The organism is Vibrio sp. 1159, from assembly GCF_033340395.1.
In the GTDB taxonomy this organism is placed as follows: domain Bacteria; phylum Pseudomonadota; class Gammaproteobacteria; order Enterobacterales; family Vibrionaceae; genus Vibrio; species Vibrio alginolyticus.
This window is the reverse complement of the sequence record NZ_JAWOWL010000008.1, coordinates 20,881-42,801: the sequence shown is the minus strand read 5'-3', so window position 1 is coordinate 42,801 and position 21,921 is coordinate 20,881. Positions and strand designations below refer to the sequence as shown.

Below are 21,921 nucleotides of genomic sequence, written 5' to 3'. Positions count from 1 at the left end.
ATTTTATTTCTTGTTACTCATCGCTGTCACGGTGCCCCGATTGGTTTTCAGGGGAAGAAAACACTGCACCGTGCGCTTTGTGTTCAAGAAATTTGGAGATTAACCTTGCTTACGGATTAGGTAGTCAAACGCGCCTAAGCTTGCTTTTGCACCTTCACCCATCGCAATGATGATCTGTTTGTAAGGAACCGTCGTTGCGTCACCCGCTGCGAAGACACCTTCCAGGCTGGTTTCACCACGGCTACCAACTTCAATTTCGCCGCGCTCAGAAAGCGCTACTTCTGAATCTTTTAACCATTCTGTGTTTGGTACTAGACCGATTTGGACAAAGATACCTGACAGTTCAATCTCTTTGATTTCATCTGTGTTACGGTCTTTGTACTTCAAGCTTGTTACGCGAGTACCGTCGCCCACTACTTCTGTGGTTTGCGCCATCGTGATGATGTCGATGTTTGGTAGAGAGTTCGCTTTGTCGATAAGCACTTGGTCTGCGCGAAGTACGTCTGCAAATTCAAGAACGGTTACGTGCTCAACAATACCTGCTAGGTCGATAGCCGCTTCGATGCCTGAGTTACCACCACCGATAACCGCAGTTTTCTTGCCTTTGAATAGCGGGCCGTCACAGTGTGGGCAGTACGCGACGCCTTTGTTGCGGTACTCTTGCTCACCCGGAACGTTCATTTCACGCCAGCGAGCTCCAGGGCTTAGGATGACACTCTTACTTTTCAGCGTTGCGCCGCTTTCAAGTTGGATATGAATCAAGCCATCATCTGTGTGTGCTGCGCCCATCAGTTTTTGCGCTTGTTGCTCAGTCACGACGTCTACGTCGTATTCTTTTAGGTGCTCTGCTAGGTCAGTCGCCAGTTTTGGACCTTCAGTACGTTTTACCGAGATAAAGTTCTCGATTGCCATGGTGTCCATCACCTGACCACCGAAGCGTTTAGCGACAACACCAGTGCGAATACCTTTACGCGCTGCGTATAGTGCTGCTGCACTACCACCAGGGCCACCGCCGACAACTAGCACGTCGTATGGGTCTTTTTCGTTCAGTGCTTTGGCGGCTTTCTCGCTCGCACCGTCATCCACTTTGTTTAGGATTTCAGTCAGAGACATACGGCCTTGACCGAATAGCTCTCCGTTTACGAATACGCTTGGTACTGCCATGATGTCACGTTGTTTCACTTCATCTTGGAAGAGTGCACCGTCGATCATGGTTGCTTTCACTTTCGGGTTGATCGCCGCCATCATGTTGAACGCTTGAACCACGTCTGGACAGTTTTGGCACGACAGTGAAATGAACACTTCAACTTCCAACTCTTTATCTAGCGCTGCGATTTGTTCAATCACTTCCGGCTCTAGTTTGATTGGGTGACCACCAGAGTGCAGCAATGCCAATACCAGAGAGGTAAATTCGTGACCCATTGGTAAGCCAGCAAAGCGAAGTGCTGTGCCTTTTACTGGATTGGTCACCGTCATCACTGGTTTACGTGCGCTTGCGTTGTCGTCACGTTCAACGGCGATAAAGTCGCTCATCTCTGCGATTTGGTTCGCCAGAGACAGAATGTCATTCGATGCTTTGCTTTCATCTAGACTAACCACTAGACGAACGTCTTCTTTTACATTAGCCAGATATTGTTTGAGTTGTTGTTGGATCGCTTGGTCTAACATAGTTGTTGTTACCTTAAATAAACAAAAGAGTGGTTACTCTGGATAAAATCAGTAGGGAGAGAGCAAACCAGGCAGAAGGTCGTCAAGGTATCTAACCTGGAATGCTCTCTAAGTTAAGCGTCAATTAGCATGTCAAATTGAGCTTAAATTCAGTGGCTTAGATTTTGCCTACTAGGTCTAGAGAAGGAGCTAGCGTCTCTTCGCCTTCTTTCCATTTTGCTGGGCAAACTTCGCCTGGGTGTGCTGCTACGTACTGAGCTGCTTTCACTTTGCGTAGTAGGTCTTCTGCGTCACGACCGATACCTTCAGCAGTGATTTCCATTGCTTGGATAGTACCTTCTGGGTCGATTAGGAACGTTGCACGGTCTGCAAGGCCTTGACCTTCACGCATCACACCGAAGTTGTTTGTGATGTTGCCTGTTTGGTCGCCAAGCATGTAGTACTGGATCTTGCCGATTGTTTCTGAGCTATCGTGCCAAGCTTTGTGAGTGAAGTGTGTGTCTGTTGATACTGAGTACACTTCAACGCCGCGTTTTTGTAGCTCTTCGTAGTGGTCTGCTAGGTCACCTAGTTCTGTCGGACATACGAATGTGAAGTCTGCTGGGTAGAAGAAGAATACAGCCCATTTGCCTAGAACATCTTGTTCTGTTACTTCAACGAATTCGCCGTTTTTGTATGCTGTAGCTGCAAATGGTTTGATCTTTGTATTAATCATTTTTTACTTTCCTCAGAATGTTTTAGGGTGAGCAGTTCTTGCTTTCGGAAAGTATATTCGCATCGGATTGTGTTTAAGGAAAATTGCTTGTAACTATCCTATTGATAGCCATTTCCTATTTCACTTGATAGGGAAATCCGATGTAAGTGAGTTTGCTTTGATAGGTTTTATTGAAGATGAAGGCAGATTAGCAATAGAGAATACCGATGATGACCTTAAGTGGATCGTCTGGCTAAGATCGAAAGAGCCTGCATCTCGGCAGGCTCTTTCTAATAGGAAGTGGGGAAGCGGATGCTTCTATTTTGTTAGCTCAGATTGTCGAGCACTTTGCCACACAACTTCTTCAGCATGATCATTTCATCTAGCTCTAAGGTGATTTTACACATCATGGCGTTTGGCACTGACTTGGCTTGTTCTTTGAGGACACGACCTTGTTCTGTTAGGTTTAGTACGCGAACGCGTTCATCGGTTTCACTTCGGCCGCGTTCCACATAGCCTTTTGCTTCTAAGCGTTTAAGCAGAGGTGTGAGTGTGCCTGAGTCCAAATGCAGTTGTGACCCCAATTCTTTCACGCTGGCACCGTCTTTCTCCCACAGCACCATCATCACTAAGTACTGCGAATAAGTCAGACCAAGCTCATCCAACAACGGGCGGTACGCTCGGATCACTGCATTTGCTGCGCTGTAGAGCGGGAAGCAAACTTGGTTTTCGAGTAAGAGTTTATCGTCGTTGGTCATGGTGTTGTCGGTGTAACACTGGCTCATTGGCGTTGCCTACCTGCTCATAGAGAAAGAGAGTCATAAAATAAATTGTGCACAATATAGTTGCGAACGATCTTTACTTCGATATAAGATTGCAAGCAATTAAATTGTGCACAACTTAAATTAAGAAGGACACTCGCATGACTACTCTATACAAAACTCAAGCTACTGCTTTGGCTGGTCGTAATGGTCAAGTAAAAACAGATGACGGTCTTCTCGATCTAGAGCTGTCATACCCGAAGGAAATGGGTGGCACAGGCGCAGCAACTAACCCAGAACAGCTTTTTGCAGCGGGCTATTCAGCGTGTTTTTCTAACGCGATTCTTCACGTAGCGCGTGAAGGTAAAGTAAACCTGAAAAGCGCACCCGTAACCGCGGAAGTAGGCATCGGTCCTAACGATAACGGTGGCTTTGCACTAACAGTGAGCCTAGCGGTAGAGCTAGACATGCCACAAGAACAAGCGCTAGAGCTAACGCGCATTGCACACCAAGTTTGCCCATATTCAAACGCAGTTCGTGGCAACATTGATGTGGCAGTAACGGTAAACGGCGAAGCAATTTAAGCGGTTCTTATCACTGCACAAAGACAAGAAAGCCTGCAAATACGCAGGCTTTTTCTATATTTGAAGTAGAAGTCTAAATTTAAACTTAATTTGGTTTGTTCGAAATGCACAGGTATAGTTGGCAAGATTAGGTCAAAATCTAAACGAAAAATAGAATGTGATTAGCACTTTCTATTGATTCAAATATTTCGGTCAAACCTGCAGTATAGCTCGGCTGGGTTCGCTTGTTGTTACACCAGCGAGGTTGCCGATAGGAGTCATGTGATGAGCACTGAAACGGTAAGTTATTTAAAAAAGAATGCTGCGAAGCTTGAACTGGATGAACCAATGACGATTACGCAAAATGGTAAGCCTATTTATGTCGTTGAGTCTTATGAAGAACGTCAGAAGCGTGATGAAGCCATTGCTTTAATGAAGTTTGTTAGCTTTGCTCAAAATGATGTTGCGAATGAACGTGTAAAGTCATCAGAAGATATGAAGAGCACGTTAGCAGCACTCAAAGATTGAGTTTGATACGAGCATGGAAGCAAAAGTTCTCTATACACAAACCTTTGAAAATACGGCTATTCAGAGTATTAACTATTTATCGAACTGGAGCGCTCGCAACGATGTGATTGATAGATTAATTGCGGTTCAGCAGAGGTTTGAACACAACGTTTTGAATAACCCGTCTATCTATCCCCCTTGTTATGAACTGACAACAATCGGTGTTTACGACATCCGGCAATTTAGCTTTGATGGATTCAAGCTGCTTTACCGAATTGGTGACAAAAATACTATCTATGCTCTAGTGATTCTGAGTGATAAACAAAACCTACAAAACGCATTGATTGACCATTGCATCATGTTCAAATGATTCTATGAGAGACCGCATTAACGCGGTCTCTTTTGCTTTCTGGCTCTAGTGTATTAACGCGACTCTAGCGGGTAAGAGCGGTAGCTCCACATGCCGTAAGTACGCAGAGCATCGCGGTAGATACCAAGCAGTTCGCCATCGCTGGCTTTGGCTAAGTCTTTAAGTGGTTTGTCTGGGTAGCTCACTGTGTCAAAAGTGATGTCTTGCGGGCCAGTTTGCCAGCTTGCGATTTCAAACAAGGTTTGACCACGGCGCACATGGCTCGCTGAGCTTATGATGGTTGCGTGCTTGATGTTATGACGCGCCAATGCGTAGCTGCTGAATAGGGCGTTACCTACCGTGCTGGTGGCGTAGTTTTCTTCAATGATGCGATCTTTGCTGATGCCTTTTTCAATCAGCCAATCCGCCATTAACTTGCCTTCGGTTTTGTGGTTCTTCGGTACACCACTCGTCAATACGATCAACGCGTCTGGGTTTGCTTTTGCCATGGCTAGCGTGGTTTCCAAACGCTCAACCAAGATTTGATGCATTGAACCATCTGGGTTCAGTGCGTATCCCAATGTGACGATTGCGCCTTTGTCATCCAGTTTGCCTTTGTCGGCTTTCTCTTTCAGTGGCGTGGCAAGTACGCGGTCTACGGTGTCGAAGATGCGTTGGATGTCTGCGGCTTTACCTGCATTGAGCTTAGTGAGCGTAGCCATGTGTTTCGCTGATTCCGCTTGGTTGCCCTCAAAGCGTTGCCACACTGCTAAGTAGGCGTGCAAATCCACATCGTCTGGCGCAACAGAAAGGGCTTGTTCAAACAGTTCAATCGCGCGGTCTGCATTCTTGTTGTAGATCTGCGCGTTTGCTGCAGAAATCAGTAGGTCAGTACGGTACGGCTCGAGTTTGTATGCTTCTAGTAAGCGGTCGGTAACAATCTCCATGTTGCTCGGCATTTTGGCGGTAAAACCCGCATGCGAAATACGCGCAGGGGATTTGAATGCTTGTACCGCGTCATTCAGCAGTTGGTCGACAACCTGACGTTTGGTGACGATCTGTGAGTAGTCGGCGGAAGATTGAACGGCAGCATCGTTAGCCGCGATAGAGTATGGGGCAGCAGTCAGCGCAATTACGCTACCAAGAGCAATAGCAAGTAAGTTCTTCTTCATGGAATGTCCTAGAGGTGCTGTAGTACCTAGTTTTTATTGTGCTTAGTGTTGTAGGTCGAACGGGGTCGATGGAATTTTTTCAGTCTAGGTTCGCTTCATGAATAATCTGTGAAATGAATCCCAACTCAGCCGAGCGAATGAACGCGCGTGGTCAAAACGCGAAGTAGGATCACGAAAATACTGAGGTATTCGTTTGTGTTCTAAGTCATTGGATTAAAAGATAAACAGCGTTTGGAAGAACGGATTTAAGCAACCAGAGTAAGAAATGAAAAAGCCTGCAACGATGCAGGCTTTTGGTTTATTTGATGGCAGTGCAGAAGCTAACGTCTGCATGGTGCGTTTGTGGGTCGAAGCTGTGGTAAAGCTCAAAGCAAGGACGATCGTCGTTCTCAATACCGGATTCAATTACCTTGCTCATGACATCATCCCACGCTTTTGAGTATTGGCTCGGGTCAGTAATGTGTTGGCGCATCACGGCATATTGACCGCCGGGGAAGTCTTGCAGCTCAATGCCTTTCGGAACTTCGGTATCTTCTGGCACCATCAAGCAGATATCAGTACGGCACTTCTCGTCTGGCGTGATTTCTGGGTTGTCATGGTAGATGAAGATGCAGGTATTGCCTGCCAAACCTTTCATTCCTGCCCATTGATACAAGCGACCTGATGGCTCCTCATAGCCTTGGCCGTAAGGGCCGTTTACGCGAATGTAAGCCAGTTTTGCTTTTTCAAAGTTTTGCGTTTCCATTGTCATGCTCCATTTGGTGAGTTCAGAGCCAGTATATGAATCGCTTGGTGTTACTACGTTTCCATTCTTGCGCAACGTGTGTCCAATCTTGCTGTTTCGTGCTAATTCAGAAAACTGCTGATAGTTTTCGCAGTCACGAAAGGCCGTGGGTGTAACGCCATAATGTTGCTTGAAGGCTTTGGCTAAGCTCTGTGAGCTAGAAAATCCGTACTCTAGGGCAATGTTCAATACTGGTTGCTTGGATTTGAATAAGTCATCGGCGGCGGCTTCTAGACGCAAACGTCGAATGAAATCAGCCAATGTCTCGCCTTGCACGGCTTTGAAGGTGCGATGAAAGTGATAAGGAGAAAGGTTCGCCAGCGCGGCCTCTTCTGGCAGGTTGAGTGGTTCATTAAAGTGTTGTTCTAAAAAGCGAATCACAGGAACCAGTCGTTGGTGGTAGTCGACGCGCATCGGGGTATTTCCTTGTTCTGTTCAGCTTGTATTCTCTGCTCAAAGCCTACTGCAATCCAACAAGCTTGCAAGGGAGCAGGGTGAGAAATGCGTGGCGAGATGAGCGTCAATCAGTCACACTCAACGAGCAGATGTTTAAGCAAAAACGTTGCGCTTATTATCTTTACTAACCGCTAGGACAATCATGATAGCTTGGAAACAGTCTCTGCCAGAGTACGAATGGCTCATTCATCAAATTTGGTACTTGGAAGTGCCAGAGGGTGAAGTCATTGACCCCAAGCCGCACCTTATTCCAAACCCGCGTGCTCATTTACTCTTTACGCCACCAGTGCAAGGCTACAGCTACGACACGGGAGACACAAAGCTTGCTGGCAAAGGCTGCCATTTATTAACGGCTAACGAGCATTTGCTGTTGTTGGAAGATACGGCTCCCATCAAGCGTATTGGTATCACCTTTCGTCCAGAGGGTCTGTATGCCATTGAATCACGGTTTAGTGATGCATCCCAAGTAGCAGCAATTAACCAATGCGATTGGTTTGATTGGCTCAACGCGGCGTTTGATGTGTGCTTTCAACAAGGGTTATGGCAGCTAGAGTTGCAAGATTCACCGCAATGTTTGCTGAACTACATCAAACAACATCTAGATGCGTTAGATATCGAACCTTGTTGCACCAAACCGTTTTTGGCATCGCAAAAAGCGGTATCCGTGATGGACGCTCAAGCGCTACGCTCACCTGAGCTAGCGATGGATATTGATGAGATAGCCAAACAATGCGCCTGTTCTCGAAGAACGCTTGAGCGCAGTTTCAAGCAAGTGGTGGGGCTGAGCGTTAAGCAGTATCAACAAATGGCACGTCTGGAGCAGATGATTTTGACCCTCTACAAACAAGAAGCGATTGATTGGGCGAGTTTCTCACAACAATTTGGTTTCAGTGACCAATCGCATTTGATTCGTACCCTCAAACAGCAGCTAAGAAAAACGCCAAGCAAATACTTGAAAAAGCGCGACTTAACCATCGATATCTATGGCGATTTTGAGTCGTAATACATTGCTAATCAGCCCGAAAGTTGTCGCAAAAATCCAATTTTTCTCTTATCCGCTGGGCTACTATTTTCAGCAGATAACGAGGTAACACATGTCATATCAAAAACTAAAACAAGGCGAAGCCATCCCATTTAACGAATCGTTGACTATCCAACTGATTCAAGGCTCTGATCTACAAGGTATTATCGAGATGTTGAACGACGATAAGGTCAATCAATATCTGTTCTTCGCACCTGCTGACAACAACCTATATGAAGGCTTCTTTGACCCTATTATTGAAAATACGGCACAAGCGAGCAAAGACGGTGTTTGGCCAGATAGCCCAACGTTCGTGATTCGTGACCAGCAAGGTCAGTACATGGGAATGTGTGCAGTGACCGCAGTGATGTTCTTAACTGGCAACTACGAAGTGGGTTATCAATTACCTACTTACGCATGGGGCAAAGGCGTTGCAACCCGTGCTTGCCAAATGATGACCGCGATTGGCTTTACTGAGCTAAACGCCCATAAAGTCAGTGCGGATTGCTACGCTTCTAATGCTGGCTCTTACAAGACGTTAGAGAAAAATGGTTTTACTCAGGAAGGCCGTCAGAAAGACTACTACAAACTAACGCAAGGCTTTGACGACAAGCTCTATTACGGCATAACCGCAGAACAATTCGCGTCTTTAAATCGCTAATAATTAGCCGACAAAAAGTAGCTAACAACAAAGTAGCCAACAAAAAAGGCCGTTAACCCACATGCTCGGGTTAACGGCCTTTTCTATATTCAGCGCTAAATGGCTAACACTTAGTTGCCTTGGTTTTGGCTTTGAAGCTTCTCTTTTGCTTCTTCAACCTTTGAGAAATCCAATCCCAACTCGTCTACGGCTTCTTTAATTAGCGCAGGGTTTTGCATCACTTGCGCCATCAGCATTTGTAGCTTGTCTTGTGGCAAACCTAGTTGGCTGATTGTTGCCATTGCCGCTAGAGGGTTTTGCGTCAGAGTCTGAAAAATCTCGTTGATTTGTTCGTCGCTGATATTGTTCTCTTTCAGCAAGGCGATAATTGGGTTCATCATATTTCCTTTCAATCATTCATTGGATGACACTGAGGTGCAGTGTATCACTCGGTTACCTGTGTTTGTACTAGCTGAATAATTGGGGTAATCACTCAACTTTTCAATACCCCGTTAGTTCCATATAACCTGTCCCAGAATGAGAGCCCTTAATGCGCACAGGGCCTTCCCAATAAGGCACTGAAAGCGGCATTTTCGCGTTCGGGTTGAGTGCAGAAACGGTTAGCTCGATTTGCTGCTTAGGAATCGACACTTGCCACTGGGTTGGATACTTTCGCCCTTGGATTTCTGTTTGCTTAGTCGCCTCTAGCTGAATGTCTTTCTGTGGGATAGCAATGCCAGAAGCATCTTGCTGCATCAGCCTTGCGCTGGAGTAACTGGCTTGTCCGGTTTTGGAATCTCGCAATTGGAACACCACCAAGCTGGTGTCGTCACTCAACCTTAGGGCAAACCAGTCCCAGCCTTGTTGTGAGTCGAGTAAGAGTTGCGAGCTCCACTCTCGGTCTATCCAGCCTTTGCCCGACACTTGATGGGTTTTGCTGTCGATCGTGACTTCACCGGAGACATCAATAAACGGTTGGCTGTAGTAATACGAAGCCACCTGACCATCGGCGCTTTTGGTGCTGTACCCTTGCTCTCCTTGTTTTTGATACGGTGCGCTGCTGGTAAGAGTGAGCGAATAGCCAAACTGTTCGGAGTTTGCATTCAATGTGGCAGGGAAGAGATCGGTGGTTGAAGAAGTCCACTGCCAATCATCGAGATAAACCCGAAATGGTGAAGTGTCGACGCCAGCGAGAGAGGCTTGATCGCGCGACCATTTTTCATCGGCGTAGTGTTTGTCTGCGGTCGTCACTGCGCTGTGCGCCATGTAGATTTGTTGAGCTTGCCATTCGGTTTTCTTCACGTCATCTTCGCCCGTTGGCGGCGCAGCAGCAAAGCGAAACTGTGTCCACTGGACGCCAAGTGGAGTGCCATCTTCATCAATTAAGTTAGCGGTTAAGTACCACCATTCATGACGAAAGTTTGGGTGTGCTTGATGGTCTGCAGGGAAGGTGAGTTCAATCCCTTTTTCTACGGGTGTGAATAAGTTGCTCTCGCTTTGTGTATCTCCACTGCCCAGCAACGTGCCCATATTTTGCGTGCCCATATTTTTTTGTTGGGCATCTTCACAACCGAATAGGAATAAGCTGCTTATGAGTAGAGTAAGCTTGCTTGCCAATCGAACCATCACAACACCTCGCTTTGCAAACTGGATACGACAGGCTTACTGACCAATCGCCACAGCGGAATCAAGGTTGCGATCACTGCCACCAAGATGGTGATTGCCGCAATGCTCAGCGCATCACTCCAATTCCACAGATAATTTAAGCTCCAACCAAAAGCGCGCAAGGTGACAATATCTGTCAGCACATATCCCACCATGGCTCCTAAAGGTAGGGCAATAACCAGCGTAAAACTGACTAAAGCGACGATCTGTCCGACCACCATGGTCATTAATTTACGACGGCTGACGCCAAGTGCATACAGCCTTGCAATAGCGGCTTTACGCGCGTCGAGTAACATGAAACAAGCACTGAACAAGCCAATCACCGCGACCATTAAAGTCACACCGTTGAGTGCGCGGGTAATGGCGAAGGTCTGCGAGAAAATATCCAACGCGATGGATTTGATTTGCGCCTGATCGTAGAGCTGATTTGGGTGCAGATTCAATTGCTCGCGCAGTTGCTCGTAGACGATTTGTGGGTCACCCGAGACTTTAATACCAAGGCTTGTTGGCAGGTCGGTAAAGCCACTCTCTTGCCATAATTTGGGTGCTAATAAGACTTCACCGTTGGGTGAGCCGTAATCGTGGAATACCGCACCCACAAGCAGGTTCTTATCTGGAACAGCATCAAGCGTGAGCTCGCTACCCAGTGATAAACCCAGTTTGACCGCAGTAGGTTCACTGATCGCGACTAACTTACCTTGATAAAAGCGTGACCAGAAGTTTTCCAAGTGCGATTTGAATACCATGGTTTGTTCTAAGGTGTCTTTGTCTTTGGTGCCAAGCAAAATCGGTAAGCCTTGCAGGTTATCGTCGACGTAGTATTGCTTGTAGACGGTCTCAACCTTATCGAACTGCCCTAATGCGCGCTCTACATCAGCGATTTCTCCTTGCGCAGGGCTGACGTAAATATCGGCGTGCAGCCTTTGTTCTAACCACTGTTTAAGGGTGGATTCAAAGCTGCCCACTAAGGTGTTCATCCCCATATTGGCAGTAACGGCGAGTAGCAGTGCCATCATGGCGAGAGAAAGCGGAGAAATCAGCTCGCGCAGCTCAGCAAACAGATACTGCATCAAACCGGAACTGGTGCGTTTTTCACACCAATTGGCTAATACGCTGATTGTTTTGGGTAGATACAAAGGAATCGACACCACAAGCACGCCGAGCCACGCCATGGTAAATCGGTGGTGCTCACTCAGCCATAAACCCGCAAGCGCAAGAATCGTTAACGCAGCACCTATCAAAAACAATTGGTTTTCGTTAGAGGCTTCAGGTGCTTGATAAAATCCGCCATGAGAGGAAAGCGGTTGGCGCACTCGCTGTTTAAAGTGCTGCCAACATGCCAATAGGGTGGCGGCTAACGTGAGCAGCAATGCTTGCGCCCACCATTGCCACTGCCAAGTGCCGGGCAGCAGTGTTGCGCCGTAAAGTTGTTCTAAAGTCAGTGCTACGGTCGGGTGCAGCCAATGGCTGAGCTGTATGCCCAACACAAAACCGAGGGAAGCGCCGATGGTAACGAGAAGAGTGAGCTCAACTAACAGCGCAGAGAACACAATGCTCGGCGCAACACCCGCTTGTTGAATTTGCACTAACAGCCGATTGCGTTTCAGCAAGCTGTACTTTACGCCGTTGTAAGCGATGAACAGCCCGACTAAAAACGCGAGTAAGCTCATTGCGGTGAGGTTGAGGTGAAAGCTGTCGGTCAGCGAACCAAGGTCTGTACTTTGGTTATTGGAAATCCATTGCCCTTGATCGCTAATCAGATTCTGCCAATTTGCCTGCGTGTCTTTATCCCCTTTATCACCCGAATGGAAAACTGCAATGTAACTGAGCTGCCCTTGTTTATTGAGCAGTTGCTGGGCAAAGCCAATGTCCATCAACATTCGGCTACCTAACTGCCATTCGTCTGGTAGCACCACCACTTGGGTTGGAATGTCATCCAGAGTTAGGGTTTCTACTTCCCCTAAGTTTTGATGTTGAGATTGGCTCATCATCACGATCGGCTTACCGGCCAAAAGCTCAGGTAAAGGTAAAGCACTGTCGAACAAAGACACGTTTTGTTGGTTTTCTGACGAATAGCGCGAACGTGAGGAAATTGCGGCAATCAACTCACTACCTTGCACTGACCAGCGACGCCCTTGTTCGTCTCTCACTCGCCCTTCGATTACAGGTAGTGCTGCACTGAGCCCGTTTTGTCTAAGGGTGAAATAAAGAGACTCGGGCAGATAGTTTTGCCCTGCTGGTGGAATAATTAAGTTCTGAGCTTGTGCGCTAAGCTGCTCGGTAGATTCCGCATAACTTCGTTTGGCATTGAGGTTGATGGCTTGCACCGCAACGAATAAGGTCACAGCCAACACGATACCGATCAGAATCGCGGCGGCTTGCAGTGGCGCCTGCCGATAGTGCGCTGCAAACAGATTCAGGGCGAGTCGAGTATGAGTGAATCTGTTGTTTGATGGCTTAGTTTGCTTCATGGTGAAGCTCATGTTTGTTTACTTGATGGCTGTTCTGTAGCTGACTGTTATCCAATCGCAGCCGTGCTTTCATAAATTCAGCGCATTCATGGCTGTGGGTCACCAAGAGCACGGCGGTATTGCCTTGGGTGGTGATTTCACTGAGTAGTTTCATCACTTCCAAGCCTGCTTTTTGGTCGAGGTTACCTGTGGGTTCATCGGCGAGTAGAAGCTTAGGTTTGTGTGCCAATGCGCGCGCAATCGCGACTCGTTGTTGTTGACCTCCGGAAAGGGCAGAAACATGCCTGTCGAGAAGTTGGCTGATACCTAGAGTCTCGACCAAATAATCGCACCAGTCGTTCCATTTCTGTTGATTCAAATGCAGAGGGAAGGCGATGTTTTGCTGCACGTTGAGCGGCGTTAATAGATTGAATTGCTGGAAGATAACACCGAGTTTTTGATGTCGAAATCGGCTCCATTGTGGGTCTTTCCAAGCCGCCGTGTTATCGCCATCTAACCACAACTCACCATCGGAAAGCGGCTCAAAGCCAGCGATGACATTGAGCAAAGTACTTTTGCCGCTGCCACTTGCGCCCGTCAGCGCAACACTCGCTCCTGTGTTCAACGTGAAGTCGACGCCTTCCAACACGCGATGTGTCTCTTTGCCATCGACAAAGCTTTTGCTGGCGTGTTTGAGTGTGACAAGTGGGCTTTCCATTTCCTCTCCCTGTATTCAAAAGGTGTCGTTTCTTTTGGCAATGCTTATTGCTGTTCGTTCTTTAGAAACTTTAGACAACAATCAGATAAAAACAGCGATTTACATCGATTTCTTAATAACTTGTACTGAAAAGAAGAGGGAAGAGATTAAATGAGGAGGGATATGACAGGCATTAAAAAAGCCCGAGTCAAACTCGAGCTTTCAAATACATTCAGCGTGGTCAGCTTACACGTAGTACGCTTCAACTTCGCCTTTAAGTTTGATTAGCATTGGGTTACCGAAACGGTCTTTTGCTTTAGGAGAAGCAATTTTTACCCAACCTTCGCTGATGCAGTATTCTTCTACGTCAGTACGCTCTTGGCCGTTGATACGAATACCGATTTGGTGCTCGAAGCATTCTTTGATGAAGAATGGGCTACGTGGGTTACCCGCTAGGCGATCTGGTAGAGCTGGTTTAGCTGTGTCTGTCATTTTGTGTGACCTAAATTCCGTAAAAAGTGCGCTATTGTAGTCAGTGCACTGTGTGTGTTCAAGATATGTTGAGAGTCGATGCGTTGTTTAACTTTCAAGTAACTCCTACAACCCCTTTAAATACTGCGCGTTGGCTGTTGGTTGAATCATGGCATTCAGCGTTTGGACGGTTTGTTCGCTGTGTTCTTCAAGTAGAGCTAAGAACGCGTCAATCAACTCAGGTTTGCTTGCTGAGACTTTCGTTTCGGTCTGGATATCACGCAGATCGATCAACACATCGGTAAACAATTGCGGCAGATCGTGCAGCACTTGCAGGTTTAAGATGTTGTGCTCGCTGTAGATTGAATTGTGGCTGCCTTTTTGTTTTTGCACCAAGTAAGGATTGTCTTTTAAGTTGATGATAGACGTGCGTTTGTCACAGCGTTTCAAACAACTTTTGTTGACCTTCACCTTACGGCATCCTTCGGTTTGTTGAAACAAACATTGGCGGCTCGTGAGTAGAGTGTTCGGGTGATAAATGCTGTAGAAGCTGCGCATGTTTTTCGGACGCTTTATGTGACGCACCTGCTTCATATTCAGCTCGTTAGAAACAAACGCGCCACTTGCCGCGAACTCGTCTTGAAGGCATTTAAACGCGTATGAGTTCACCGTGTTCAGTTGTGGGCCTGCCACCCAGCCTAAGCCGAGCTCTTTTGCGATCATGCCGACACCTGAGTTGTTGGTGATCAACAACTCAGGTTGGATGGTTTCCAAAAATACGCGCGCGGCGTGGTAGTCTTCGCCAATCAAAATGGCTGGGAACCAAGGTTTGAGCATTGGGTTGGCTTGGAACAATTCAATCATCGCGCTCAGTTCACCAGACAATCCCATTGGCAATTGATAGTAAACATCAACGTCGTGGTATTCGCACAGCATGGCTTCTTGTGCTGACGAGATCAGAACCGATAATTTTGGCGCACCTTGGCGAGGTTCTGGTTGAGGTAACGTTGGCAGAGTTGGCACATCAATCGACCCTTTCAAGCTGCTGCCGGATACTTGTGTTGAAGTGACATCGAACGACTTAGTTTGCTCTGCCACTTTCTCAATGATCGCGGTTTTGTCATCGTAGAGTTTCTTTTTCACCGCTTGTACATCATCAGCAGACTGGCATTGGTAAACCTTCGAAAAATGCTTTACAGCATGGTCGCGCGGGTTGTCGATGTACATCGCCTTGCCGAAATCACCTTGCAAAAATGCGTTGGAGAAATCACGGTTGAACACTGTGTATAACTCTGTGGTGTCTTCAGAGAGTTCCAAACCCTCGCACAAGCGATCAATCTGTTTACGCCAGTTATCGACCACGGTGTACACGTAGTGGGATTTCTTAATGCGGCCTTCCACTTTCAACGAATACACACCCGCATCAGCAAGCGCTTCCAAGTCCCCAAAGGCGGAGTTGTCTTTCATATTGAGTGGGTAGTTGTTGCCTGTTTTGGTCGTTTCGTACTGTTCGCGACAAGGTTGGCTACAGCGTCCACGGTTACCTGATGCGCCATTGCGAGCGGAACTGATGTAGCAAATTCCGGAGAATCCGATGCAGTATGAGCCGTGGACAAACACTTCCATCATTACGTTGTGCTCGCGACCAAATTGCGCCAGATGTTTTATCTCACTGATGTTAAGTTCGCGAGATAAGTTTACTCGGCTTGCGGTGAGCTGGTTGAGAAAGAGGATTTGGCCTTCGTTATGCGTGTTCAGTTGCGTTGAAGCGTGCACATCCAAATCGGGAAAGTGATGTTTGAGAATGTAGGCCAGACCGAGATCTTGTACGATCACGCCATCGATTTTGGTGGTGTTCAGTTGGCTGAGCAAGCGAACAATCGCTGGAATTTCACTTTCTAAAATCAGCACATTCAACGTTAGGAAAATCTTACAGCTGTGCTGATGGGCCAACGTTAACACGCCATTTAAGTTATCTAAAGTGAGGTTGGTCGCTCGGTTACGAGCATTGAAGCGGTCGAGCCCACAGTAAATTGCATCGGCGCCAGCGGCAATGGCGGCTTTGATGGAATCTAAATCACCACCGGGTGCTAATAACTCAAATTGATCGCGTGTCACTACTTTTCTCTTTCTTACTAAAATAGGCTGCAAATGTTACGTATTTCACGCTTTTGATGCTCAGCTAGTTAACGCTTTATTAATCTGAATCAATTAATCCGTGTTACACGGTCGACTCTTGAGTGGGTAGAGTGCAATTCGCGATAGCGGAATTTGACTTCTATAGTTTTCCTACACTTGGTTTTTCTATATCTAGTTTTCGACTCAGAGAGAGGAAGGGACGACAAATGAAAAAAGTAATCATTGGGTTGGTCGTGGCGTTGACGTCATTGAGTGCATTGGCTGGGGAGGGTGTGGTAACCGTTGCGAGCACGCATTCAGCAAAAAATACGGCGGATAAATTTGTCGCTATCGCGCAAGAAAAAGGGTTGAACGTCTTTGCGCGCATTAACCATCAAGAGAATGCCACGAAAGTCGATATGACGTTGCGACCAACCGAAGTTATCGTGTTTGGAAACCCTAAAGTAGGCACGCCACTGATGATCTGTGCGCAGGAAGTGGCGCTCGATTTACCCCAAAAAGTGTTGGTGTATGAAGATGATGAAGGCAAAACGTGGTTAGCTTATAACGATCCTATTTATTTAAAGCAGCGCCATCATATTGAAGGCTGTGACGAGGCATTGAACAAAATCAGCGGCGTGCTGGGCAATTTAACCAACGCGGCGGCGAAGTAGGGCTGGTTATTGGCTTCGCTTTTTTTACTCCGAAAACGAAAAAGCCAACCTCACAAGGAGGTTGGCAAATCTTACCTAGATTGGGGGAGGTAAGATCAGGAGGTGGCGAGTACGCTGTGCACTTTTGACTTAATTGAGTCAGACTGCGTGCCGAAAATCGCTTGTAAACTGTCGCCAATCACTAACACATCTCGCGCGCCAAGTGCTTTTAGCTTAGCAACATCAACGTTAGCGATGTCTTTCACCGAGACACGCAGACGAGTGATACACGCATCGACTGACTTAATATTGGCTTTCCCACCCAATGCCGCCACTACATCTACTGCAATTTCATCAGGCTGTCCGGCGATCTTCACTTCTGCAATGTCGGTTTCGCGACCCGGCGTTTTTAGATCCAACTTCACAATTAGGAAGCGGAACAAGCCGTAGTACAGCGTCGCCCAGATTGGACCGATGATGATGAACATCCACGCGTTGGTCGACATTGGGTAGTAAAGGAAGAACTGAATCGCACCGTGCGCAAAGTCCGTACTGTGTTTGATTTCCAAAAATGCAGTGATCGCAAACGCAATACCAGTTAGGAAAGTATGGATTACGTACAGCACTGGCGCGACGAATAGGAAGGTAAATTCGATTGGCTCTGTGATACCAGTTAACCAAGAGGTCAACGCCGCAGACATCATCAAACCGCCGACGATTTTCTTACGCTCAGGAGACGCGCAGTGGTAAATCGCCAGTGCCGCTGCTGGGAGCGCCCACATGGAGTACATAAAGCCACCAGACAGATAACCTGCGGTTTTATCGCCCGCGAAGAAGCGAGTGAGCTCACCAGTAAACTCTTTGCCGGTTTCTGGGTCTACATAGCTGCCAACTTCGAAGAAGAACGGCGCATTCCAGATGTGGTGCAAACCAACAGGGAGTAATGAACGTTCGCCCGCGCCGTAAACCGCCCACGCAAGTACAGGGTTTTGGTACGCTGCCCAATGAGAGAATGCATCAAGAAGTTGTCCGACAGGTGGCCATGCAAACGCGAGAATCGCACCAACGACGATCGCCGATAAACCGGTGACAATGGGCACAAATCGCTTACCCGCGAAGAAGCCCAAATACTCCGGCAGTTTGATATTGTAGAAGCGGTTGTACATGATTGCCGCGACCGCACCGATAAAGATGCCGCCAAACACCCCGGTTTGCAGCGTCTCAACGCCCATGATGGTAGCATCAGTTTCTAAGCCGCGCAGACCTGTCACAATACCGAGCGATGCGTTCATAATAATTAGGCCAACTAAGCCTGCGAGCGCAGCGGCACCGTCATTGCCTTTTGACAACCCGAGCGCCACACCGACCGCAAACATCAACTGCATGTTGCCGAACACGCCTTCACCGGCGGCGAGCATCACTTTGTTGACCGCGTCTGGAATAAACGCAAACCCCGCGTTACCAATACCCAGCATCAAGCCAGCCACCGGTAACACCGCCACAGGCAGCATCAACGACCGCCCTATTTTTTGTAGTTGTCCAAATATACTTGCAAACATGGTTTCCTCCTGACGAATGCCAGTGTTGTAGGACCTGATTCCTTCAGGTCATGTTGTTTCACGTAAGGTCAGGATGATCATAGCGAGCAAGGCGGCGCCTAAGGTTACAAAAGGCAATCAGTTTGTAAGTGGCCGCTTACAAATCTCTTACACCGAGAAGTGAAAATTGCAATCGGCTCGATTGTGAATATGCGTTTAAGAATGCATCATATTGGCCAGCGCCAAACTCAGGGGCAGGCACAGGGACGGACACAGGGAAAGTAGGATGGAAAACAAGCAGATACTGGTCGTCGATGACAACCTCGACCTTCGCGAAGCATTGTCAGATTACCTTGGTCGCGCAGGGTTTGAAGTGCTTTGCGCAGAAAACGGCGGCGTGATGTGGCAACTGCTCAACGATCACCATCCTGATTTGATCATCCTCGATATTATGATGCCCGGTGAAGACGGTTTTACCCTGTGCCAGAAACTGCGCAAAAACTCCGATATCCCGATCATCATGCTGACCGCCGTCACTGAAGAAGCCGACCGAGTCGCAGGGCTAGAAATGGGCGCCGACGACTACATCACCAAGTCATTCAGTCCGCGCGAACTGCTCGCGCGCATCAAAACGATTCTGAGACGCAGCCAATCGACCGCCAATAGCAAACTGACGCGTAAAGTGCGTTTTGACGATTGGTTATTAGATACCGTAACCCGGCAACTGACCCACGTTGCTAGCCGCGAGGTTAAGCAACTGAGTGGCGCGGATTTGTCGCTGCTCGGTTTGTTCGTCAACCACGCGCAATCAATATTGTCTCGCGATGACATTGCGCGCGAGATCTGGGGACGCGATGCCGACCCGTTTGAACGCGGCATTGACGTGCAGATCAGCCGCTTGCGTCATCACCTTGAAGATAAAGACCGTTCGCTGATCCTAACGGTGCGCAACAAAGGCTACATGCTGACCACGGATGTACATTATGAGAATTAAACGCTGGACGGGATCACTGGTCGTTCGTACCAGTGTGTTCCTGTTGCTGGTGATCATTCTGGCGCAGGTATTATCCGGGATTATCTGGTATCAACACGCCAGCGAACGCGACAAAGAAGGCCTGACCACCACAGTCAAAAGCTTAGCACTGAGTGCTTCTTCTACCATCGCCTTCTTTCAAACCCTCCCTTCGGAATATCGCCACTTGGTGCTCAATCAACTACGCAACATGGGTGGTACGCGCTTTTTCGTCTCACTCAACAATCACCAGATTGACGTCGACCCACTGCCAGAGAGCGAGCGCAAAACGTTGGTCATCAACCAAGTTCGTGAGGTATTAGAAAGCGAGCTGAGCGGCATTCCTAATATCGAGGTGGAGTTCACCCAGCGCGACAAACTCAAAGTGTTCAACAACGAGCTACCTATCGACGAACTGCCGTTATTGTGGGCGCATTATTCGCTTTCGTTTGGTGACCTCAATCCGCCTATTCTGGTGATGCAGGTCGAAGTCGCACAGAACGAATGGTTTTATCTCGCGGCGGTGCTACCCGCGCCTTACATCAACCTAGAGACTAACTATTTTGAGCTGCGCCAATGGCTCACGCTATTACTGTCCGCGCTAATGCTGTTGCTGTGTACCTGGTTTATCGTTCGTAAAGAAATTCAACCCATTCGAGAGCTGGCAAAAGCCGCAACCCTAATGTCGAGCCGATTAGACGTGCCCGAAGTCTCTGAGCGCGGCAGTAACGAACTGAAAGCGGCGGTACGTGCGTTTAACAAAATGAACCGACGCATCGACAGCCACATTAAAGACCGCGAGATGCTGTTCAGTGCCATTTCACACGATCTGAAAACGCCGATTGCTTGCCTAAAACTACGGGCGGAAATGCTGGATGACGACGCCGACCGAGAACGCTTTATCCGCCTGAGTAACGACCTAGATTTGATGGTCAAAGGCGCATTGCAATGCATTAAAGAGACCGATATCCACGAGGAAATCGAGCCGATCAATTTCACCCAACTGATTCAGCACATTTCCGCCAATATCGCCGATGCGCCGGACACAATTCGCATCCACGGTGAAATCCGCACCCACTTTGCTGGTAAACCGTTAGCGATTAAGCGCTGCATTCAGAATCTGGTCGATAACGCGCTCAAATACGGCCATCAAGCGGACATTACGCTGAGTGAAAGCCCAGAGTCGATCCAGATTGAAATTGAAGATCACGGTGACGGCGTTGACGATTTATTACTTGAAAAGCTCTGCCAGCCATACTTCCGCGCTAGCAACGATAAAGAAGGCAGTGGGCTGGGGTTAACCATTTCACAGAGTATTGCAAAGGCTCATGGCGGCAACTTGTTGCTGAGCCATTCTCAGTTTGGCGGCCTCTGCGCCACACTGACTTTCCCGAGAGACTGACTATGAACAAACTGGCATTCTTGTTCCCACTGTTGCTCGCCCCTTGCGTCGCTCACGCTGAGTCTCCACAAGGGGTAGAGTTTTTACATTGGTGGACTTCTGACGGCGAGCAGCAAGCGCTGCAAACACTTAAAGCTCAGCTAAAACGGCACGATATAGAGCTGCTGCAAAGTCCGGTGTTAGGCGGTGGTGGCGACAGCGCGATGACGGTACTGCAAGCACGCGCGCTGGCGGGCAACCCACCGAGCTTCGCGCAAATCGAAGGGCCAAGTATTAAGGCGTGGGATGCCATCGGTATTTTGCACAACGTCAACGCGGTAGCGGATGAGCAGCGCTGGGACGAGGTGCTCTACCCGCTGTCTATCGAAATCAATAAAACACAAAACGGCTACATCGCCCTGCCACTCACACTGCACCGCTTAAACTGGCTGTGGGTCAACCACAAGCTGCTTAAACAACTGAATCTGTCCGCGCCGAAAAACTGGCAAGAGATGTTCGCCGCCATGGAGCTTGCTAAGCAAAATGGCTTCGTGCCGATCGCGGTCGGTGAGCAGCCGTGGCAAGTCGCCCAACTTTTCGAGAACTTAGTGATCTCCACTGGCGGCGTTGAGTTCTACACCAATGCGATGGTTAAACTAGAACGCGACAGCATCGACAGCGATACCCTGCGTCAAGCTCTGACGCAATTTCGCCGCCTGAGTTTGTTGATCGACAACCAATTACCCGACAGTAAGTGGGATACGGCGACCCAAGCGCTAGCCGACGGTCAAGCGCTGTTTCAAATCGGTGGAGATTGGATTTTAGGTGAGCTGCTCACCAATCAAGTCTCGGTTCCGCAAGAGGTCGGTTGTTACCCAACGCCTGACAGCGATGGTGTCTTCCTCTACAACATGGACAGCTTGGTGTTTATGTCGAGCAAGTCGTTTTCTGCCGAGGCGGCTCTGCAAACCGCAAGCGCGCTGGCAGACGTCGAGTTTCAAGCCAAGTTCAATAAGGTAAAAGGTTCGATTCCGGTACGCACCGATATTGACATCAGCGATTTTAATCCGTGTCAGGTCCAGTCATATCAAGACTTTCACTACGGCGTTAAACACAACCTCGCTGTGCCGAGTATGATTGATTCGATGGCGGTCAATCCGGTTGCTCAGCAAGCGATAAACTCGGAAATCTTCCGTTTTTACCGCAATCCCAAGATGGAACCCGACGAGCTGATAAAACGCATTATTGCTATTTCGCAAAGCGGTTAATGGCAATGAATTTGTGCCGAGTGGAATAAAAAAGCCCCAATGATTGGGGCTTG

At 48.0% G+C, this 21,921-nt stretch carries 21 protein-coding genes; 9 read left to right on the top strand and 12 right to left on the bottom strand.

The window, feature by feature from the left end:
- Nucleotides 1–99: 99 nt before the first annotated feature.
- The 3 genes from ahpF to R7127_RS08600 all read right to left on the bottom strand — a co-directional run bounded on the left by ahpF (nt 100) and on the right by R7127_RS08600 (nt 3,147).
- Nucleotides 100–1,668 (bottom strand): alkyl hydroperoxide reductase subunit F, encoded by a 1,569-nt coding sequence (gene ahpF, locus R7127_RS08610; RefSeq protein ID WP_064376334.1) that lies wholly within the window; start codon nt 1,666–1,668, stop codon nt 100–102.
- Between the two features lie 157 nt (nt 1,669–1,825).
- Entirely contained in the window at nt 1,826–2,383 is a 558-nt protein-coding gene (gene ahpC, locus R7127_RS08605; protein ID WP_005395542.1) for an alkyl hydroperoxide reductase subunit C, read from the bottom strand.
- Nucleotides 2,384–2,688: 305 nt separating this feature from the next.
- A complete protein-coding gene (locus R7127_RS08600; protein ID WP_020195556.1) occupies nt 2,689–3,147 on the bottom strand; it encodes a MarR family winged helix-turn-helix transcriptional regulator in 459 nt (152 codons plus the stop codon).
- Between the two features lie 137 nt (nt 3,148–3,284).
- Here R7127_RS08600 and R7127_RS08595 point away from each other — a divergent pair, with 137 nt between their 5' ends.
- The 3 genes from R7127_RS08595 (at nt 3,285) to R7127_RS08585 (ending at nt 4,563) form a co-directional block, all read left to right on the top strand.
- Nucleotides 3,285–3,707, top strand: coding sequence for an organic hydroperoxide resistance protein (locus tag R7127_RS08595; RefSeq protein WP_005374640.1), 423 nt, complete (start codon nt 3,285–3,287; stop codon nt 3,705–3,707).
- 264 nt (nt 3,708–3,971) lie between these two features.
- The gene (locus R7127_RS08590) at nt 3,972–4,214 is read left to right on the top strand and encodes a type II toxin-antitoxin system Phd/YefM family antitoxin (RefSeq protein ID WP_005383516.1); all 243 of its coding nucleotides are present in this window, start codon (nt 3,972–3,974) and stop codon (nt 4,212–4,214) included.
- Nucleotides 4,215–4,227: 13 nt separating this feature from the next.
- Nucleotides 4,228–4,563: a type II toxin-antitoxin system RelE/ParE family toxin gene (locus R7127_RS08585; protein WP_020195558.1), complete on the top strand. Its 336-nt coding sequence runs from the start codon at nt 4,228–4,230 to the stop codon at nt 4,561–4,563.
- 53 nt (nt 4,564–4,616) lie between these two features.
- On the opposite strand, the gene R7127_RS08580 is transcribed toward R7127_RS08585, so the two are convergent.
- Nucleotides 4,617–5,714, bottom strand: coding sequence for an ElyC/SanA/YdcF family protein (locus R7127_RS08580; RefSeq protein ID WP_318148380.1), 1,098 nt, complete (start codon nt 5,712–5,714; stop codon nt 4,617–4,619).
- 298 nt (nt 5,715–6,012) lie between these two features.
- Entirely contained in the window at nt 6,013–6,912 is a 900-nt protein-coding gene (locus tag R7127_RS08575) for a GyrI-like domain-containing protein (RefSeq protein WP_206971287.1), read from the bottom strand.
- A 184-nt stretch (nt 6,913–7,096) separates the two neighbouring features.
- On the opposite strand from R7127_RS08575, the gene R7127_RS08570 reads away from it, so the two are divergent.
- Together R7127_RS08570 and R7127_RS08565 are read left to right on the top strand one after the other, a co-directional pair.
- Nucleotides 7,097–7,957, top strand: a complete 861-nt coding sequence (locus tag R7127_RS08570) for a helix-turn-helix domain-containing protein (RefSeq protein ID WP_033906618.1) — start codon at nt 7,097–7,099, stop codon at nt 7,955–7,957.
- Between the two features lie 91 nt (nt 7,958–8,048).
- Nucleotides 8,049–8,636 (top strand): GNAT family protein, encoded by a 588-nt coding sequence (locus tag R7127_RS08565; protein ID WP_318142063.1) that lies wholly within the window; start codon nt 8,049–8,051, stop codon nt 8,634–8,636.
- A gap of 110 nt (nt 8,637–8,746) precedes the next feature.
- Here the strand turns inward: R7127_RS08565 and R7127_RS08560 are convergent, their stop codons facing one another.
- From R7127_RS08560 to R7127_RS08535, 6 genes are all read right to left on the bottom strand, one after another.
- A complete protein-coding gene (locus R7127_RS08560) occupies nt 8,747–9,013 on the bottom strand; it encodes a DUF2999 family protein (RefSeq protein ID WP_004746427.1) in 267 nt (88 codons plus the stop codon).
- A gap of 103 nt (nt 9,014–9,116) precedes the next feature.
- Nucleotides 9,117–10,241 carry a lipocalin-like domain-containing protein gene (locus tag R7127_RS08555; protein WP_033906621.1) on the bottom strand — a complete coding sequence of 375 codons (1,125 nt, stop codon included), beginning with the start codon at nt 10,239–10,241 and terminating at the stop codon, nt 9,117–9,119.
- A complete protein-coding gene (locus R7127_RS08550) occupies nt 10,241–12,751 on the bottom strand; it encodes an ABC transporter permease (RefSeq protein ID WP_213895244.1) in 2,511 nt (836 codons plus the stop codon). The genes R7127_RS08555 and R7127_RS08550 overlap by 1 nt, the downstream gene beginning before the upstream one ends.
- Nucleotides 12,738–13,448 carry an ABC transporter ATP-binding protein gene (locus R7127_RS08545; protein WP_017820083.1) on the bottom strand — a complete coding sequence of 237 codons (711 nt, stop codon included), beginning with the start codon at nt 13,446–13,448 and terminating at the stop codon, nt 12,738–12,740. The genes R7127_RS08550 and R7127_RS08545 overlap by 14 nt, the downstream gene beginning before the upstream one ends.
- Before the next feature lie 225 nt (nt 13,449–13,673).
- The gene (locus tag R7127_RS08540; protein WP_005374689.1) at nt 13,674–13,919 is read right to left on the bottom strand and encodes a DUF3297 family protein; all 246 of its coding nucleotides are present in this window, start codon (nt 13,917–13,919) and stop codon (nt 13,674–13,676) included.
- A gap of 105 nt (nt 13,920–14,024) precedes the next feature.
- Entirely contained in the window at nt 14,025–16,016 is a 1,992-nt protein-coding gene (locus R7127_RS08535) for a U32 family peptidase (protein ID WP_033906623.1), read from the bottom strand.
- Between the two features lie 227 nt (nt 16,017–16,243).
- Here R7127_RS08535 and R7127_RS08530 point away from each other — a divergent pair, with 227 nt between their 5' ends.
- Nucleotides 16,244–16,690, top strand: coding sequence for a DUF302 domain-containing protein (locus tag R7127_RS08530; RefSeq protein ID WP_033906624.1), 447 nt, complete (start codon nt 16,244–16,246; stop codon nt 16,688–16,690).
- A gap of 95 nt (nt 16,691–16,785) precedes the next feature.
- Here R7127_RS08530 and ptsG read toward each other — a convergent pair whose 3' ends face one another.
- The gene (gene ptsG / locus R7127_RS08525; RefSeq protein WP_258516048.1) at nt 16,786–18,228 is read right to left on the bottom strand and encodes a glucose-specific PTS transporter subunit IIBC; all 1,443 of its coding nucleotides are present in this window, start codon (nt 18,226–18,228) and stop codon (nt 16,786–16,788) included.
- A 265-nt stretch (nt 18,229–18,493) separates the two neighbouring features.
- Here ptsG and R7127_RS08520 point away from each other — a divergent pair, with 265 nt between their 5' ends.
- Genes R7127_RS08520 through R7127_RS08510 form a run of 3 tightly spaced genes read left to right on the top strand, consistent with a single transcriptional unit; the run spans nt 18,494 to nt 21,868 of the window.
- Nucleotides 18,494–19,201, top strand: coding sequence for a response regulator (locus tag R7127_RS08520; protein ID WP_005383484.1), 708 nt, complete (start codon nt 18,494–18,496; stop codon nt 19,199–19,201).
- Nucleotides 19,191–20,621 carry an ATP-binding protein gene (locus tag R7127_RS08515; protein ID WP_017634508.1) on the top strand — a complete coding sequence of 477 codons (1,431 nt, stop codon included), beginning with the start codon at nt 19,191–19,193 and terminating at the stop codon, nt 20,619–20,621. The genes R7127_RS08520 and R7127_RS08515 overlap by 11 nt, the downstream gene beginning before the upstream one ends.
- A gap of 2 nt (nt 20,622–20,623) precedes the next feature.
- On the top strand, nt 20,624–21,868 hold the full coding sequence (locus R7127_RS08510) for an ABC transporter substrate-binding protein (RefSeq protein ID WP_172563950.1): 1,245 nt from the start codon (nt 20,624–20,626) through the stop codon (nt 21,866–21,868).
- Nucleotides 21,869–21,921: the final 53 nt, after the last annotated feature.